General features: G+C 67.1%; 16 protein-coding genes and 1 pseudogene. 9 read left to right on the forward strand and 8 right to left on the reverse strand.

Translation table 11 applies throughout. The annotated features are described in order from the left end of the window. The first annotated feature begins 49 nt into the window (after positions 1-49). The gene (locus AC0B44_RS09570) at positions 50-1,210 is read left to right on the forward strand and encodes an FAD-binding oxidoreductase (RefSeq protein ID WP_471902705.1); all 1,161 of its coding nucleotides are present in this window, start codon (positions 50-52) and stop codon (positions 1,208-1,210) included. Between the two features lie 9 nt (positions 1,211-1,219). Here the strand turns inward: AC0B44_RS09570 and AC0B44_RS09575 are convergent, their stop codons facing one another. Then, positions 1,220-1,783, reverse strand: coding sequence for a hypothetical protein (locus tag AC0B44_RS09575; protein ID WP_471902663.1), 564 nt, complete (start codon positions 1,781-1,783; stop codon positions 1,220-1,222). Positions 1,784-1,843: 60 nt separating this feature from the next. After that, positions 1,844-3,397 carry an AMP-binding protein gene (locus tag AC0B44_RS09580; protein ID WP_471902664.1) on the reverse strand — a complete coding sequence of 518 codons (1,554 nt, stop codon included), beginning with the start codon at positions 3,395-3,397 and terminating at the stop codon, positions 1,844-1,846. A gap of 200 nt (positions 3,398-3,597) precedes the next feature. Here AC0B44_RS09580 and AC0B44_RS09585 point away from each other — a divergent pair, with 200 nt between their 5' ends. Beyond that, positions 3,598-4,389, forward strand: coding sequence for an FAD-binding oxidoreductase (locus AC0B44_RS09585; RefSeq protein WP_471902665.1), 792 nt, complete (start codon positions 3,598-3,600; stop codon positions 4,387-4,389). A 33-nt stretch (positions 4,390-4,422) separates the two neighbouring features. Here the strand turns inward: AC0B44_RS09585 and AC0B44_RS09590 are convergent, their stop codons facing one another. Beyond that, positions 4,423-6,132 (reverse strand): 3-ketosteroid-delta-1-dehydrogenase, encoded by a 1,710-nt coding sequence (locus AC0B44_RS09590; protein ID WP_471902666.1) that lies wholly within the window; start codon positions 6,130-6,132, stop codon positions 4,423-4,425. A 122-nt stretch (positions 6,133-6,254) separates the two neighbouring features. Then, entirely contained in the window at positions 6,255-6,725 is a 471-nt protein-coding gene (locus AC0B44_RS09595) for a nuclear transport factor 2 family protein (protein WP_471902667.1), read from the reverse strand. A 4-nt stretch (positions 6,726-6,729) separates the two neighbouring features. Between AC0B44_RS09595 and AC0B44_RS09600 the strand changes: the two are divergent. The 5 genes and pseudogenes from AC0B44_RS09600 to AC0B44_RS09620 form a co-directional block, all read left to right on the forward strand. Continuing rightward, positions 6,730-6,825, forward strand: a pseudogene (locus AC0B44_RS09600) (IclR family transcriptional regulator); the annotation flags it as partial. Next, positions 6,803-7,798, forward strand: a complete 996-nt coding sequence (locus AC0B44_RS09605) for an oxidoreductase (RefSeq protein WP_471902668.1) — start codon at positions 6,803-6,805, stop codon at positions 7,796-7,798. The pseudogene AC0B44_RS09600 and the gene AC0B44_RS09605, both read left to right, overlap by 23 nt. Positions 7,799-7,946: 148 nt before the next feature. Further along, positions 7,947-8,441 carry a flavin reductase family protein gene (locus AC0B44_RS09610; protein ID WP_471902669.1) on the forward strand — a complete coding sequence of 165 codons (495 nt, stop codon included), beginning with the start codon at positions 7,947-7,949 and terminating at the stop codon, positions 8,439-8,441. Positions 8,442-8,530: 89 nt separating this feature from the next. Continuing rightward, entirely contained in the window at positions 8,531-9,520 is a 990-nt protein-coding gene (locus AC0B44_RS09615; RefSeq protein ID WP_471902670.1) for an LLM class flavin-dependent oxidoreductase, read from the forward strand. A gap of 104 nt (positions 9,521-9,624) precedes the next feature. Then, the gene (locus AC0B44_RS09620) at positions 9,625-10,083 is read left to right on the forward strand and encodes a hypothetical protein (RefSeq protein ID WP_471902671.1); all 459 of its coding nucleotides are present in this window, start codon (positions 9,625-9,627) and stop codon (positions 10,081-10,083) included. A gap of 46 nt (positions 10,084-10,129) precedes the next feature. Here AC0B44_RS09620 and AC0B44_RS09625 read toward each other — a convergent pair whose 3' ends face one another. The 4 genes from AC0B44_RS09625 to dnaK are packed head-to-tail and all read right to left on the reverse strand — an operon-like array spanning position 10,130 to position 14,223. Further along, on the reverse strand, positions 10,130-10,537 hold the full coding sequence (locus AC0B44_RS09625; RefSeq protein ID WP_471902672.1) for a heat shock protein transcriptional repressor HspR: 408 nt from the start codon (positions 10,535-10,537) through the stop codon (positions 10,130-10,132). Continuing rightward, positions 10,537-11,703 carry a molecular chaperone DnaJ gene (gene dnaJ, locus AC0B44_RS09630; protein ID WP_471902673.1) on the reverse strand — a complete coding sequence of 389 codons (1,167 nt, stop codon included), beginning with the start codon at positions 11,701-11,703 and terminating at the stop codon, positions 10,537-10,539. Before dnaJ ends, AC0B44_RS09625 begins: the two co-directional genes overlap by 1 nt. A gap of 31 nt (positions 11,704-11,734) precedes the next feature. Further along, positions 11,735-12,382 (reverse strand): nucleotide exchange factor GrpE, encoded by a 648-nt coding sequence (gene grpE / locus AC0B44_RS09635; RefSeq protein ID WP_471902674.1) that lies wholly within the window; start codon positions 12,380-12,382, stop codon positions 11,735-11,737. Further along, complete coding sequence (gene dnaK / locus AC0B44_RS09640) at positions 12,379-14,223, reverse strand: molecular chaperone DnaK (protein WP_471902675.1); 1,845 nt, start codon at positions 14,221-14,223, stop codon at positions 12,379-12,381. Before dnaK ends, grpE begins: the two co-directional genes overlap by 4 nt. A gap of 442 nt (positions 14,224-14,665) precedes the next feature. On the opposite strand from dnaK, the gene AC0B44_RS09645 reads away from it, so the two are divergent. Next, on the forward strand, positions 14,666-16,246 hold the full coding sequence (locus AC0B44_RS09645) for a DUF7159 family protein (protein ID WP_471902676.1): 1,581 nt from the start codon (positions 14,666-14,668) through the stop codon (positions 16,244-16,246). 137 nt (positions 16,247-16,383) lie between these two features. Further along, positions 16,384-17,709, forward strand: a complete 1,326-nt coding sequence (locus AC0B44_RS09650) for a S1 family peptidase (protein WP_471902677.1) — start codon at positions 16,384-16,386, stop codon at positions 17,707-17,709. The last annotated feature ends 8 nt before the right edge of the window (positions 17,710-17,717 follow it).

The following is a 17,717-nucleotide window of genomic DNA, read 5'->3' on the forward strand; positions in this document are numbered from 1 at the left end:
CCGACTACAGTGGCGGCGTCCAGCAGGCGCACTACGTGGGAGGATGGCGTTGGAGACTTTCGCCATCGCGCGAGTGCAATTGAGCTTTGCGTCGATCGCGGCGACCGCTACCGGTCCCGAACGATTCGCCTCGGCTTTCTACACGACCCTGTGGTCCGAGTCCTCCGGCACCCGCGAACTGTTCCCGGCGGGCATGGAGAGCATGCGGCACCGGTTCACCACCGCGATCGGCTGGGTCGTCAACCGGTTGACCGACTTCGACGCCGTCGAGGCGTTTCTCGCCCAACTCGCACGCGACCACCGCAAGTACGGCGTCAAGCCGGAGCACTTCCGCGCGGCGGGTTACGCCCTGCTGTTCGCCGTCCGGGAATGCACTCCGTTCATCCTGTGGACTGCCTCCCTCGAACGAACCTGGGCGGAGGTGATCGGGCGGCTCGTCGAGACCATGGCCACCGCCGCGGCCACCGACGAACTCCCGGCCGTCTGGGGCGCGACGGTCGTCGGCCACGAGCGGGTGCTGCCCGACGTGGCGATCATCCGCCTCGAGACCGACACGCCGATTCCGCACTACGCCGGTCAGTACATGAGCGTGCAGATCCCCCAGCGGCCCCACATGTGGCGTTATCTGTCCGCCGCGATTCCCCCGAATCCGCACGGCCAGGTCGAGTTCCACGTGCGGCGCGTCTCGTCTGGCTGGGTCAGCCCCGCACTGGTCAACGAAGTGCGTGTCGGCGACCGCTGGCTGATCGGACCCCCTCTCGGCGGCCTGCGCGTCGATCGCGACAGCGGCCAGGACGTCCTCATGATCGCGTCCGGCACCGGTCTGGCACCGCTGCGCGCGCAGATCATGGAGATGGCGATGCGCGGCACCAATCCGCGCGTGCACCTCTTCTACGGTGGCAAGTACCCGTGCGACCTCTACGATCTCGAGACGCTGTGGCAGATCGCGATGACCAACCCGTGGCTCACCGTCGTGCCGGTCGTCGAGGAGAACGAGAACCCGTGGTGGCACCCGGTACCCGTGCGTGAAACGCCAAAGGGCCTCCACCGCACCATGTACGGGAAGCTCGGCAAGGTCGTGGGCCAGTTCGGCACGTGGGCGGATCGGCAGATCCAGATCGCCGGCTCACCGTCGATGATCCGGACGACGATCTACGCGTTGTCCGCCGCGGGCACACCACGCCAGAACATCAGCTTCGATCCGCTGTAACCCCGGACGTCAGGTGCGCTGCGAGGCCACCGCGCGAGCAAATTCCGGATGCGCCTGAGACACCACGAGTTGCGCCCCGTCGTCCCCGACATCCATTCCCAGGGCCACACGCGGGTCGATGACGCGCAACGCCACGTAGATGGGCAGGAACGACAACCCGAACACGGCGAGCAACGCGAAGCCGTAGGCCTTGGGTGCGCCCTGCACGAGCGCGAACACCAGCGCAAGGAACACGACGCCGAGCACGGTACAGGTTGTGGCCGCGGCGATCTGCCAGCGAACGCGGACGACGACACACCGCGCACACGTCGGCCACTCCAGGGCGGCAACCTGCACGGTGTACGCGGCTTCGAGCGCCGAACCGAAACCGCCCGTCTTCTCCTCGGGACGGGACGCGTCGGAGGAGACGGTCACGCGCACCCGATCGACCTCGGGTTCCCCGTGGCGAGCGCACACCGGCGGCACCGGCTCGATCGGTGTCATCGCCCCACCACCGAGCGTATTCACCGCCCCGGGACCCGGATACTCGACGGCCAGTCGCACCTCGACCCGCTGGGGTCCCCCGTTTGCCATGCGAGGGAGTATGTCAGGCCGCGCTCGGGCAGGAAAGCCGACATTTCAGGCGGCCCCGATCTACCGGTACGACGCGCGCAATGTCTTCTTGTCGAGCTTCCCGAGAGGCGTGAGCGGCAGCGAATCGAGGAAATCCACGGATTTGGGAGCGTGTACCGAACCCTTGGCGGCGCGGACCTGCTCGATCAGTTCTTCCGCGGTCACCGTCCGCCCGTCGCGCAGCACCACGCACGCCTTGACTGCCTCTCCCCACTTCTGGTCCGGCACACCGACAACCGCCACCGAGGCGACGGCGGGGTGGGACGAGATGGCGTCCTCGATCTCGCGGGGGAAGACGTTGAATCCACCGGTGACGATCATGTCCTTCTTGCGATCGACGATGGTGAGGAAGCCGTGCTTGTCGGCACGCGCCACGTCGCCCGTGTGCAACCATCCGCCGCGCAACGCTTCCGCGGTCTCGTCGGGCTTGTTCCAGTACCCCTTCATGACGAGCGGACCGCGCACGCAGATCTCACCGAGTTCGCCCTGCGGCACTTCGCGGAGATCGTCGTCGAGCAGGCGCACGTCGAGCCACGGCACCGGACGTCCACACGACGCGAGCCGCTCCGGATCGTCGGCGAGATGTTCTTCCTTGCGCAGTACCGAGATCGTCATGCCGCACTCGGACTGGCCGTAGAACTGGAAGAACACCGGGCCGAGCCGCTCGATCCCTTCCTGCAGCCGCGCCGGCGACATCGCCGAGGCGCCGTAGAAGAGCGTCTCGAGGCTCGACAGATCACGACTGTCGAGGTCGGGATGATCGAGCAGCAGATAGATCATCGTCGGGACGAGCATCGTCGCGTTGATGCGGTGCTTCTCGATGGTCTCCAGCACGAGGCCGGGTTCGAAGTACGGCAGCACGTAGAGGCAACCGCCGCGCAGCAGTGTCGGCACGAAGAACGCGGCACCCGCATGCGACAGCGGCGTGCAGATCAGGAAGCGCGGCTCGTCGGGCCACTGCCACTCGGCCATCTGGATCTGCGTGAGTGCGGCGCCGGAGCGGAACGACCCCATCACGCCCTTCGGCTTGCCGGTGGTGCCGCCCGTGTAGACCATCGACGAGGTGTCCTCGGACGACACCGGGGCGGCGACGAGACGTTGCTCGGTGAACTGCTCGGCCAGCGCGAGGATGTCGGTGCCCACGGACGAGGGGCCGAGCGAGAACAGGTTTTTCAGGGTCGGGATCTGCGCCTGGAGTTCGGCGGCCCGCTCCTCGAAGTGGTCGGGATCGAAGATGAGTGTCTCGATCTCGGCATCGGAGGTGATGTAGAGGTGGTCGGCGAGCGAACCCATCGGGTTGAGCGCACTGTTCCGGCACCCGGCGACCATCGTCGCGCCCATCGAGATGAGAACTTCGGGGCGGTTCTTGGAGAGCATCGCGACGGACGACCCCTGCCCGATGCCCACCGATGCGAGCGCCTGCTGGAATCTACTGATCGCACCGCGCATCTCCGCACCGGTGAGGACCACGTCGCCGAGGTGGAGCGCCGGACGATCCGCGCTCCGGTCGAGCGCGGTGATGAGCAGGTCCGGGGTGAAGACGGGCCGGTGCAGGTCCGCGTACTCCTCGATCATGGTCGTCCTTCCGGGTCGGGGCCGTGTTCCGGCGGGTGTGACTTCACGCAGGGTCGAGTGCTGATGTGGTCGTCGTCACCCAGCTTCCGCCACGATAACCGCACCGACCCCAAAACTGAAACACGTTCCACTCTGTCGGGGTGGGCGTTCCTCGCCTAGAGTCTGTTCGACATCGCGCCACACCACCCCGGGGGTCACGAATGCAGTCGGCTACGCCGTCATCGACCGACACCGACATCGCCGTCTCCGCAACCGTGGTCGAGCACCACCGCCTGCGGCACGATCTGGCCGTCGTCCGACTCGAATGCGACAACGACATCGTCCCGTTCCGGGCGGGCCAGTACGTGGATGTGACGGTGCCGCAACGCCCCAACCTTCCGCGTCGGCTCTCGCCCGCCTTGCCCCCGTCGATGGACGGCAAGCTCGAATTCCACGTCCGCACGGTGCCCGGCGGATGGGTCAGCAAGACGATCGTCGAATCCACGAGCCCCGGCGACGTGTGGACCGTGGGCAGTCCTCGCGGCGGGGATCTCCACATCGACGACACCGGACGCATCGTCGTGATGATCGCCGGCGGCACCGGACTGGCTCCCCTGCGCGCGTTGCTCCTCGACGTGGCACGGCGGCCGCAACCGCCGCGCACCTTCCTGTTCATGGGTGGCCGGTCGCCTCGCGACCTCTACGCGGCAGACATGCTGGCACTGCTCGGGGAAGCACTGCCCTGGCTGACGATCGTGCCGGTGACCGAGTCGCTGTACGACCCCGCGATCGGCGATCCCTTCTACGACCGGATCACCTCGCACGTCGGTGATCTCGGCATCGACCCCGACGAACTCCTCGAAGGCAGCCTCGGCGACATCGTCACCTCGTACGGGGCGTTCGGCGATCACCAGGTGCTCGTCTGCGGGTCCGCGCCGATGGTGCGCTCGACCGTGCAGAAGTTGCTCGAGACCGGGACGCCCCTCGAGAACATCCGTTACGACCCGTACTGACCTCCGGCGGCCGCGCCGCCGGGGGCATTCCGGTTACGGCGCGGCGACCCGTCCCGCGGCATCGCGCGCGGCGATGTATCCGAACACCAGGCCCTGACCGATGGTCGCGCCGGCGCCGGGGTAGCGATGGCCGAACGCGTTGGCCGCGGTGTTGCCCACGGCGTAGAGCCCGTCGATGGCGCTGCCGTCCTCGCGGAGCACGCGCGCCCGTTCGTCTGCCCGCACGCCGCCACACGTCCCCAGATCGCTCAGGGTCATCTTCACGGCGTACAGAGATCCGCGCGTGAGTGGCCGCAGATTGGGGTTGGGACGGACCGTGGGATCGCCGTAGTAGCGGTCGTAGGCGCTGCCCCCACGCCCGAACTCGGAATCCGTTCCGGCCGCGGCATCCTCGTTGAACCTGCCGAAGGTCTCGGCGAAGGTGTCCACCGGCACCCCCATCGACGCCGCGAGTTCTTCCGCGGTGGAGGCACGGTGGGCGATACCCGCCTTGTACCAGGACGCCGGCAGTGGCTGACGCGGGAACACCCCGGCCGCGAATACGTAGCTGTTGCGGTACTTCTGGTCGAAGACGATCCACATCGACTCGATCGGATCACCCGAGCGTTCACGTTCGAGCACCAACTGCCCGAACGACATGTAGTCCGAGGACTCGTTGGTGAAGCGCCGTCCGGTCTGATCGACGATGAAGGAACCGGGCAGCGACCGCTCGGCGAGCATCACCATCGGCGGCTTGCCCTGCCGGGTCGGTGCGACGGCAGGGAACCACCATGCCTGATCCATGAGATCCAGGCCGGCGCCGATCTCCTGGGCGGCCTTGATCGCGTCTCCGGTGTTGGTCTCGGCACCGAGGCTTTCGTTGTCGAGCAGGCGCTCGGACTGGAACTTGCGCCGCATCGCCATGTCGTGGTCGAAACCGCCTGCGGCGAGGACCACTCCGCGGCGCGCGGTCACCGTCACCTCACGGCCGTTCTGCTCGAGGACGGCGCCGGTGACCCGGTCGCCCTCGGTGATCAGACGCACCAGCGAGGTCTCGGTCCAGACAGGCACACCGGCCTTCAGCACACCCGCGAACAATCCCGCGGCGATCGCCTGTCCACCGGCGACATATTCACGCTTGACCGCGAGCCCGGCGACACCCTGGGCCAGCCTCTTGAAGATCCGTGGAAAACCCTTGTGCGGCACGCGCAGCATGAGGTTCATCCACTTGTAGTCGGCTCCCGTGGTGGGCATCGGAAGACTTGCTTCCATGAGTCCCGGGCGCAGACGCGAACGCTCCTCCCCCAGCACCGACAGGTCGAACGGCAGGCACTCGCAACTACGTCCGACCGCCGAACCACCCGGCAGTTCCGGGTGGTAATCGGAGTAACCCTCGGCCCAGAACAACTTCATGGGCGTGGTGCGCCGGAGCATCTCGACCGTGTCGGCGCCGTTGTCGACGAACGCCTCACCCCGCTCGACCGGCGCCGTGCCGTCCACCACCGACCGGACGTAGGTGTGGCCGCGCTCGACCGTGTCACCCGACCCGGCCTCGGCGAGAATCGGATTGGCCGGCACCCAGAACGCACCGCCGGAGCGGGCGGTGGACCCACCGACATGCGGTGATTTCTCCACGATCAGTGCCGACATTCCGAGTTCGCTCGCGGCGAGGGCCGCTGCCATACCCGTACCCGACCCGATCACGAGCAGGTCGACCTCGGTGTCACGAGCGGGGGTCACGGCCGGCAGGGGTGTCGTCGCCATCGACAGTCTCCTTCATATGGTTTGTCCGAAGGACGGTAGGGCAGTTTCCAGGTCACGCCGTTCGTGATTCCGATCACCGGGAGAGCACGAGGTCAGGTGGTCGGTGTCCCGGAAGGATCGGATCACTCTCGTCCGGTGAGGGCTTCGGTCAGATAGTCGAAAAATCCGGGGGTTTGATCGACACGCAACCGAGTCAGGTTTCTGTACGCGATCAGCCACCCGCCGCCGACCTTGCGGTATGTCTCGTGATAGTGGCCGTATCCGTGCAGGTGTTCCTCGGTCGCACCGTTCGTCCACCACAACATGTCTTCCATCGCCCAGACACCGGTTGCGGTCACGTCCGAGGTCAGGACGATCTCCGGCGTATGGCCGTGATGCACACTGGTGACCGGGATGGGCCCGTCGAGAACTCCTTCGATGGCTCGCCGCAATGCGTCCCTCCCGACCACTGCCGGTCGGCCGTCGGACTCGCCATCGACTGCGGCACCGAAGGTCTCGCTCACGACATCTTCCGTGTGCACGCTGCCGTACAGATCCCATTGCTTGGTGTCCATGTCCCGCGCCGACGGCGCGGCGGTTGTAGGAGCATTCATGACCATGCAGTCCGTACCCGACCAGACACCCAGCGCAGTACTCGACCGCGTGAGTCTCGTACTCGACGCCTTCGACGGTGTCGGCCGTCTCACGCTCGCGCAGATCGTGCGCCACACGGGTCTGCCCCGCTCCTCGGCCCATCGCATGCTCGAACGCCGTCCACGCCGAAGGGGCCGCAGCCTCCGCACAGATCGGCCATGCGGGGCCCGTCGCCAACGAAGCCAGCACGGGACTGCCCGCACTCGGACCGACCCGCCAGTTCAACCCGCTCGGCATGCGCATGGTTCGCGCGGCCACACTCGCCGATATCGACCGCATTCGCCGGGCGCACGGTGACGCAGCCCGTTATGCCGTCGAAAGTGGGTTCGACGCCGTCGAAATCCACTTCGGACACAACTACTTCGCCAGCTCGTTCCTCAGCCCGAAGATCAACAAGCGCACAGACGAGTACGGCGGGTCCCTCGCCAACCGCGCGCGCCTGGTACGCGAAACGGCGCGCACAGTGCGGGAAGCAGTCGGGGGCAAGATCGCCATCCTCGCAAAGCTGAACATGGACGACGGCGTACCGGGCGGATTCTGGCTCGACGAAGCCGTTCAGGTGGCTCAGTGGCTGGAAGAGGACGGCTCACTCGATGCCATCGAACTGACCGTGGGTAGCTCGCTCCTGAACTCGATGTACCTGTTCAAGGGCGACGTTCCCCTGCGCGAGTTCGCCGCAGAGATGCGCGAGCCGGTCCGCACCGGAATGAAGCTCGTCGGCAAGCACTTTCTCAAGCAATACCCCTATCGAGATCTCTACATGCTCGAGGACGCGCGTCAGATCCGCGCGGCCGTGAAGATGCCACTGGTTCTCCTGGGTGGTGTGACGGACCGCGCAGGCATGGACATCGCGATGGCCGAAGGCTTCGAATTCGTCGCCATGGCGCGCGCACTTCTGCGCGAGCCGGACCTGATCAACCGGATTGCCAGTGAGCCGGACCACCGATCGTTGTGCATCCACTGCAACAAGTGCATGCCCACGATCTTCACAGGCACACGTTGTGTCCTGGTGTCCCCGGATACCCGACCATGAACGCGTGCGAGGAGTGTCACAGGGGTCCACCGACCCGCGCCGGGACAGACGATCACCGCGTCCTTTCCGCTCTGCGGGATACCAGGCGTGAAGTCACCGGGAGCATGACGGACACTGGAGTAATACGGACGGTGAGAGGAGCCCTTCGATGACGGCAGAACATGCGGTGCTGGATCCGCGCACGATGCGCGACGTGATGGGCAACTTCTGCACGGGAGTCACCGTCATCACCGCCATCGACGGCGACGAACCCCTCGGCTTCGCGTGTCAGTCGTTCACGTCGGTGTCGCTGGACCCGCCGCTGGTGTCCTTCTGCCCCGCACGCACCTCCACGACGTGGCCGCGGATCCGTGAGATCGGCACCCTGGCCATCAACGTCCTGGGTGAGAGCCAGCGCACACTGTGCGCGGCGTTCGCCGTCAGCGGTGGCAACAAGTTCCGCGGTGTCGACTGGGCTCCCGGCGAGAACGGAGCCCCCGCACTCGACGGTGCGCTCGCCCGCGTGGAGGCAACCGTGGAAACCGAGCACGACGCCGGCGACCACACGATCGTCGTGGCACGCGTCACCGGCCTGACGACCCTGCACTCCAACGGACCGTTGCTGTTCTACCGCGGCACATACGGACACTTCGACCGACTGTGACGACTGCCCCGGAATAGCCGGCGTCCGCCCCTGGTTGCATCGGGGGTGTGGCCGGCTGCCGGTGGCGGGCCCCGGACGAAGGATTCTCGGTGACTGTTCCCCTCTCCATCCTCGATTTGGCCCATATCGGCAAGGGTGAAACCGCTCGCGACAGTTTCGACGCGAGCGTGAAGATGGCGCAGCTCGCCGAACAGTGGGGTTACCGGCGCATCTGGTACGCCGAGCACCACAACATGCCGACCATCGCGTCGTCCGCCACGAGCGTGCTGATCGCGCACGTCGCGGCGCACACGTCGTCGATCCGGCTCGGAGCAGGCGGGATCATGCTCCCGAATCACTCGCCGCTGACTATCGCCGAGCAGTTCGGCACGCTTGCCACGCTCCATCCGGGCCGTATCGACCTGGGGTTGGGGCGTGCACCGGGTAGCGACCAGAAGACGATGCGGGCGCTGCGGCGCGACGCCTCGTCGGCCGACAGCTTTCCTCAGGACGTGCTCGAGTTGCAGGGCTACCTGAAGGGCGACTCCCGGATCCCCGGCGTCGACGCCGTTCCGGGCAAGGGCACCGACGTGCCGCTCTACATCCTGGGCTCCTCCCTCTTCGGAGCGAAACTTGCTGCATTGCTGGGTCTTCCGTACGCCTTCGCGTCGCACTTCGCGCCGCAGGCTCTCGAGGACGCGGTCGCGCTCTACCGCCGCGAATACCAGCCTTCCGAACAGCACCCCGAGCCCTACGTGATCGCCGGGGTGGGTGTGATCGCCGCCGACACCGCAGACGAAGCGGCTGCGTTGTTCGAGGAGACCAAGCGTTCGCGGGTCGTGCAGATGGTCGGGCGCGGACGTACGTTCACCGAGGAGGAGATCGACATGCTCCTCGATTCGCCCGCCGGCTATCAGGTCCTCACGATGCTGAAGAACACCGCCGTGGGCACCCCGTCCGAGGTGCGCGCCTATCTCGACCGGTTCACCGAACGCGCGCAGGCCGACGAACTGATCGTCGTGTCGTCGGCTCCCGGGCGTGACGCCTGGTTGCGTTCACTCGAACTCGTGGCGCAGGTCAGCGACCTCGTCGCAGCCTGAAACCAGGGTCCCGTAGGACCCGTACCGCCGCTCCGTACTCGCGGGTACACTTTGCCGGCCGGTCCCACGACCGGCGGCATCGAGTCGTCGACCGCAGGAGCACGATGAAGTACCGCACCCGCGCATGTGCCGCCCTAGCTCTGGCTGCGGTGGCAGCCTTCGCTGTTCCCGCGACGGCCAACGGCGAGACTCTTCCGGCCGACGCACCCACCATCACGATGACGATCGCCAACGAGACCGACGCACCCATGGTGCTGAAGGCGATCGGCAATCCGTACGGGGAGTGGGTCGACGAACCGAAGTCCGTGGTTGCCGCGCACACAACGGAAGTCGTGACGGCAGGCAGCACCGACCGCCGCGGATTCGGTGTGCAGGTCACCTACACGATGCCGGGCGAAGCCACCGCGGTCTTCATGGCGAGCAACTACGGAACCGGCGTCGCCAACGGTGACGGGACCCGGGTGGCCGGCCCCAACCACCACGAGTACGCCACCGACGTGCAGGTCGATGCGGGCTTCCCGTTCATGAACGTCACCTACACGATCAGCCGCGACCTCCCCTGAGACGCAGAAACCCCCACGTCGACGACGTGGGGGTTTTCGAGTTCGGTCAGGATTCGCGCGCGTGCCTGGGCTTCCACACGACCAGCGCGTTGGTGCGCTGCACGGGCACCAGATCACGGCGGGCGGAACGCAACTGCGAGACCTCCGCGGACAGTTCCGTGACCCGCTGCTGCAACGCCTCGACGTGGTTGGTCAGCTCGATGATCCGTTTGATCCCGGCCAGATTGACGCCTTCGTCCTGCGAGAGACGCTGCACCTCGCGGAGCAGTTCGACGTCACGCGGCGAGTACCGCCGTCCGCCACCGCTGGTGCGGTGCGGTGTAACCAGTCCCAACCGGTCGTAGTTACGCAATGTCTGGGCGTGCATCCCGGCAAGCTCGGCAGCCACCGAGATGACATAGACACGCGCGTCGGGATCCGGTGGGAGATTTCGGTGAGTTCCCATGTCGCTCATCACGCACCTGCCCATCCTTCACGCGGGTCGAATCCGCCGGCCTCTTCGGCACGAAGATAATCGCGCAGCGCTTCCGTCGCCTGCTCGTCGAGGTTCTGGGGGATGGCAACCTTGACGGTCACGAGCAGGTCGCCCGCTCCGCCCCCACGCTTGGGGACGCCACGACCGCGGACCCGCAAGACCCGGCCGTCGGCCGTGCCCGCCGGGATCTTCAGACCGACCCGGCCGTCGAGCGTCGGAACCGACACGGTGCTGCCGAGCACGAGTTCGCCGTAGCTGACCGGCAGTACGAGTGTCAGGTTGTCGCCGTCGCGACCGAACACGCGGTCGGGCCGGACGTGCACGACGACGAACAGGTCGCCCGAAGGGGCGCCCCGCAGGCCGGCTTCGCCCTGTCCGGCGAGGCGGATGCGGGAACCGTCCTTGATGCCGGACGGCACGCGCACCGTGATCGTGCGGGTGCGTTCCTGCACCCCGCTGCCGTGGCAATCGCGGCACGGGCTGTCGATGATCGAGCCCGACCCGCGGCATTCGTCGCACGGTTCGGAGAAACCGAACGCGCCCTGGTTGCGGGAGACGATGCCACTTCCGTTGCACTGCGGGCACACCCGGGGGCTGGTGCCCGGCTCGGCGCCGCTGCCGTGGCACGTGGTGCACGGCGAAGGGCTCGTCAGTCGCAACGGAACGGTGACACCTTGGACGGCATCCCGGAAATCGAGGGTCGTCTCGGTCTCGATGTCACCACCGCGGCGCGGCCGCGAGCGATTCGCACCGCCGGCGGCACCGCGGTTGAAGAGTCCCCCGAAGAGGTCTCCCAATCCACCGTCGCCGGCACCACCGCCTCCGAAGAGGTCACCGAGGTCGAATGTGGTGTTCCCGCCGGAAAATCCGCCACCGCCGGGCTGGAAGCCACCGCCGAAACCTCCGGACGCGAACATCCGGCGGGTCTCGTCGTATTCCTTACGCTTGGCAGGGTCGGACAGCACGGCGTTCGCCTCGCTGACCGCCTTGAACCGCTCCTCGGCTGCGGAATCGCCGGGGTTCGCATCGGGATGCAGATCCCGAGCCAACTTGCGGTAGGCCTTCTTGATCTCGTCTTGCGAAGCGTCGGACGAGACGCCCAGGTCCTTGTAGAAGTCCTTTTCGATCCACTCCCGCTGGCTCACCGGGCGTCTCCTCCTTTCGCTCTCGTTGTTCTTACTCTGTGTCGGTGCCGTCGGACGGCGTTTGTTCCGGCGTGTCCGCCGGGTCGCCGTCGGTGACGGTCACCATCGCGTGCCGCAGCACTCGATCGCCGACGCGGTAACCCTTGCGCAGGATCGTGCCGAGCACCGGGTGGCTGCCGTCGCCCTCCATCTGGACCGCTTCGTGCAGTTCCGGATCGAAGACGTCGCCTTCGTCACCGAAACCTTCGAGGCCGAGTCCGGTCAAAATGCGGGTCAGCTTGTCGCCGACCGCCTTCAGCGGACCGGATTCGAGGTCACCGTGGGCACGGGCCCGATCCAGGTCGTCGACGACGTCGAGGAACTGGGCCACCACCGACGCCTTCGCGGACTCGCCGATGGCGGCCTTCTCGCGTTCGGCGCGACGACGGTAGTTGGTGTACTCGGCGGAGACACGCTGCAGATCTGCGGTGCGTTCCGCGAGTTCGGCCGATTCGGGAGACAGAGCCTCCTCGACCTGGACCTCCTCGGTGCCGTCCTCGTTCTCGACGATGCCCTCGGCAGGGGCACCGGTGTCCTCAGCCGACTCGGTGGTCGCGTCCCGCACCTCGAAGGTCTCGGGATCGATCCGCCGCTTGTCGGTGACGGTCACCGGTTCCTGCTCGGGCTTACCCGACGTCACTTCTTCTCCGAATCGGTCGGCTCGTCGACGACCTCGGCGTCGACGACATCGTCGGCACCGGCTGCGGCACCGTCACCGGCTGCCGCACCCTCGGCGCCACCCTGCGACTCGTAGATGGCCTGGCCGAGAGCCTGCGACTCGGTCGCGAGCTTCTCGACGGCGGACTTGACCGCAGAGATGTCGCTACCGGCCAGAGCGTCCTTGGCTTCCTTGACGGCAGCCTCGACCTTCTCCTTGACGTCGGCCGGCACCTTCTCCTCGTTGTCCTTGATGAACTTCTCGGTCTGGTGCACGAGCGACTCGGCCTGGTTGCGAACCTCGGCCTCCTCGCGGCGGACGCGGTCTTCCTCGGCGTGCGCCTCGGCGTCCTTGACCATCCGGTCGATCTCCTCCTGGGACAGGCCGGAGCCTTCCTGGATCTTGATCGTGTTCTCCTTGCCGGTGCCCTTGTCGCGGGCGGTCACATGCACGATGCCGTTGGCGTCGATGTCGAAGGTGACCTCGATCTGCGGGACACCGCGCGGAGCCGGAGCGATACCGCCGAGCTCGAACGAGCCGAGCAGCTTGTTGTGCGCCGCGATCTCACGCTCGCCCTGGAAGACCTGGATCTGCACGGACGGCTGGTTGTCGTCGGCCGTGGTGAAGGTTTCCGAACGCTTGGTGGGGATCGTGGTGTTGCGCTCGATGAGCTTGGTCATCACGCCGCCCTTGGTCTCGATGCCGAGGGAAAGCGGGGTGACGTCGAGCAGCAGCACGTCCTTGACCTCGCCCTTGAGGACGCCGGCCTGCAGTGCAGCACCAACGGCGACGACCTCGTCCGGGTTGACGCCCTTGTTGGGCTCCTTGCCACCGGTGAGTTCGCGCACGAGGTCGGTCACGGCGGGCATACGGGTCGAGCCACCGACGAGGACCACGTGGTCGATGTCGCCGACGGAGATGCCTGCGTCCTTGACGACCTGCTGGAACGGAGCGCGGGTGCGCTCGAGGAGGTCACCGGTGATCTTCTGGAACTCGGAACGGCTCAGCTGCTCGTCGAGGAACAGCGGGTTCTTGTCCGCGTCGACCGTGATGTACGGCAGGTTGATCGACGTCGACTGCGAGCTCGACAGCTCGATCTTCGCCTTCTCCGCAGCCTCACGAAGACGCTGCAGGGCCATCTTGTCCTTGGTCAGGTCGACGCCGTGCTGTGCCTTGAACTTGTCGACGAGCCAGTTGACGATGCGCTCGTCCCAGTCGTCGCCACCGAGGTGGTTGTCACCGGAGGTCGCGCGGACCTCGACGACACCGTCGCCGATCTCGAGGAGGGACACGTCGAACGTGCCGCCACCGAGGTCGAAGACCAGGATGGTCTGTTCCTTGCTGCCCTTGTCGAGGCCGTACGCGAGAGCCGCGGCGGTGGGCTCGTTGACGATGCGCAGGACGTTGAGGCCGGCGATGGTGCCGGCTTCCTTCGTCGCCTGGCGCTGAGCGTCGTTGAAGTAGGCCGGAACGGTGATGACGGCGTCGGTGATGTCCTCACCCAGGTACGACTCGGCGTCGCGCTTCAGCTTCATCAGCGTGCGGGCGCTGATCTCCTGGGGGGTGTACTTCTTGCCGTCGATGTCGACGTTCCAGTCGGACCCGACGTGCCGCTTAACGGAACGGATGGTGCGGTCGACGTTGGTGACCGCCTGGTTCTTGGCAGGCTGACCCACCAGAACCTCGCCGTTCTTCGCGAAAGCGACGACAGACGGGGTGGTGCGTGAACCTTCGGAGTTGGCGACCACGACGGGCTCGCCGCCCTCCAGAACGGAAACGACCGAGTTGGTGGTTCCGAGGTCGATACCGACCGCACGAGCCATGATTTCCTCCAATTATTTGCCGCGATGCTGTTCACATCGCGAAACGTTCAGTTCCCCAACCTGAGCCTGTGCGACTCAACTTAGCTCAGCCAAGTCGAGATTGCACCCGCCCGGGCGCTCCAGTCAAGTGGAGTTGAGCCTGGTTAGCTCAAGTTGTCTGATACCTCCAACCAGAGATCTGCCCAGATCGTTCCCGACTGTGACGCGGTTCATATCCCCGCACCGCGCCGATCCGGTATCGCCGGTCCGGTCTCCGGCAGGCCGTTCACGCCCCCGGACCGGCCGGCCGGACAGGCCCGCCTGGGCGTTTCAAGATTCACCTATCGTGAAGTCCGCATACGCCTGTACATTTCCGCGGAGACTGTGCAACATCACGTCGCTCGAATCCGGTGCGGATGGTCAGCGTTGCACCAGCTCCGACCAGATTTGGGGGAATTCCGGCATGTCCGTAGGCGTAGGCCTGAGGGTGGGCAACTCCGTGTCGTCGGTTGCGGTCACCTCGTCGTCGCCCGGGCGACCCGATCCCGCACCCATCGAACGACGCACCGCAGTACACCTGCATTCCGACGGCACCGCGACGCTCGGCGACCACGACTTCTTCGACGGCACGACGAGTTCGTTCACCGATTTCGTCGGCAGCATCGGCCGATCCGGTGGCGTCCGCGCCAACGACGGTTCCCTGTCCCGCGCCGAAGACCTCGTAGCGACCGCGACGGAATGTCTTCTCGCCGACGCGGCCCGGCTCATCGGAGACCAGCCGTACACCGCCGTCGCGACCCATCCCACCGGATGGCCGCCCTCGACCGTCGCCGTTCTCCGCAACGCTCTCGACTATGTGGGGTTGCGGCACGTCTCCCTCATCTCGGACGCCGAGGCCGCCGCCGCGTGGTACGAATCGCAGGTCGCCCACCAGACCGGACGGCTCGTCGCCGTCCACCACATCGATCCCCTGGGTTCGACCGTCACCCTTGTTCGCTCCGGCGTCGCGGCCGGCAAGTCGTTCCGGTTCGACGAAGCCGACGCGCCGTCCGTCACCGCGCAACTGTCCGCCGCTCTCGGAGCGTTCGGATGGCTCGTCAGCAACCTCGACGCCATCGTCGTCACGGTGGACGAAGCGATCGACCCGACCGCGGCGCAACTGGTGGCCCAGTCCTTCAAGACGGGACTGGGGGTGCGGAGCACGCTCGCTCCCGAACCCCACCAGACGATGGTGCGCGGCGCGGCGCTCGCGGCCGCGGCGGGCTCGCTGGATCTCCTGGGTTCGACGCAGATCCTGCCTGTCACGCGGCTCACCGGCCCCAAGCGCAGCGAACTCGATACCGAAACCACCACCGTGATCGCCAAGATCACCGCCAGCCCGCCCCCGGGCCGGCCCTCGACGGCCCGGGCCGGGTCCCCGGCGGCGTCGCCGACACCACCGCCCGACGACGCCGACGACGACTCCGAAACCAGGCGCCGCTCTCCGTTGTTCACCGTCGGTGCAGCGGCTGCGGCGGTCGTGCTGCTCGTCGGTGTCGGCGCGTGGGTGTTCACGATGCGCGATTCGTCCACCCCGACCGCCAACACCGCGCCGATGGAGACGACGGTCGCGCCGACCGCCGACATCACCGACACCACCCGGTCGCAGGCCCCTCCGAAGGCGCCCCCGGCTTCCTCGACGACCGGCGCCGCCGAGTCGCCCTCGGGCTCACCTGCCCCCGCCCCGGCGACGCCCTGGATCGGAACCGGCGGCGGAGAACCCACGTGGACCGATCCGAGCACCACCGAAGGGGCCACCACGCCGTCGTCGAGCGTCGGTTCGTCGAGCAGCAGCACGACACCGAGCACCGGCTGGTCGCGTCGCAACCCGCCGTCGAGCGGTGGCGGAGGCGACTCGGGCGGATCGTCGTCGTCCCCCTCTCCGACGCAGCCTCAGCAGCCGTCGCCGACGTCCACCCAGCCCGAGCCCACCGACCCGGGACCGGATCCCGACCCTGTGGATCCGACCACTCCACCGGAGAACGGCACCTCATCGGAGGGCTGAAATCCCACGTGATCTATGGCACATTTTTTGCACTGCCGTTTGTGCCGTAGGCTGTCCCGCGGGTCGGTACCGCGCGTGCCGTGCCCGCGCAGAAAATCGCAGTTCAGACCGCTGATACACCATGTAGAAGGGCCCTCATGCGTCTCTTGCCGGCGTCGCGCGCCGCTCGTTCCACCGCCCGCCGTGTCGCCGTAGCAGCGGCGTCGGCCGTGTTGCTGGTGGGACCGCTGACCACCGTCGCCCACGCCGGCCCGGCAGCACAGCTTCCGGTCCCCGATCTGCCCGCCGAACTGGTGGATGCGATCAGCCGGGATCTCGGCCTGTCGCCGGAGGAGTACCTCGACCGCGCGGCACGCGCTCAGGAGCTCGGTGACTACGCACGTTCGTTCCGTGCCGAGAGCCCGGACGACTACGCCGGTGCCTGGCTCGGCCAGGATGGACAGCCCGTTGTCGCGGTGACCAACCACGACGCCGCAGAGAAGGCGGAGAACGACGGCTACCGCGCCACGGTCGCCCCGCTGTCCGCGGACGGCCTGGAACAGGCCCTCGCCGAGTTGAACCGCTGGGTCTCGGCACTTCCGCGCGAGGTGTCGTCGCAGGTGAACTCCACCTCCATCGACGTGCTCAACAACCAGCTCGTCGTCGACATCGTCAACTCGCCGGTCGGGCGCGCCCTGAACCTGCCGTCGCTCATCGCGAACGTCCAGGTGCAGCTCAGCCCCGGCCTTCCCCCCAACGATCCGGCTCCGCTCGGTGGCGACACCTACATCACCGCCGACGGCGACGTGCGCACCACGCCGCTCGAGCGAATCGGCATCTGCTCGTTCGGATTCAACGGTGTCGACGCGAACGGCGATGCCGTGAACCTCACCGCGGGCCACTGCGACGCCGTTGCCCGTGAGCAGGGCGGCTCGACCGTGTACCTCCCCAACCGGGAAGACATCGACGCCAGCACCAAGATCGGGACGTTCACCCAGTCCACCGTGGGCACCGACAGCACGCTCGACTACGGCGTGATCACCCTCGACGACGCCGGCGTCGAAGCCGGTCTCGACCGTCCGGTCGTGCGCGGCGGCAACGGGTCCACCCTGGCCATCACGGGCACCGCGGTTCCGGTCGTCGGCGCACCGGTGTGCAAGTCGGGACAGTCCTCGTCGTTCACCTGTGGCGTCGTCGCCGCCGAGCGCGTCGAGACCCAGCTCATGTACCACTCGGGCGCATCGAGCACGATCCGCGGCTTCGCCACCACGGCGTGCACCCTGTCCGGCGACAGCGGCGGTGCCATCGTCACCGGCACCCTCGCCCTCGGCGTGATCAGCGGTTCCAACAGCGCCGGCGCACCGAACTGTGTCGAAGCGAACCTGGTCCTCGCACCCAACGGCGGAACATCCAGCCTGGGCATTTCCATCCGCGACATCGAGAACACCACCGGCACCACGGTGCGGACGGTGAACGCGGCCTAGCCCCGCAG

Source organism: Rhodococcus sp. NPDC019050 (assembly GCF_055664235.1).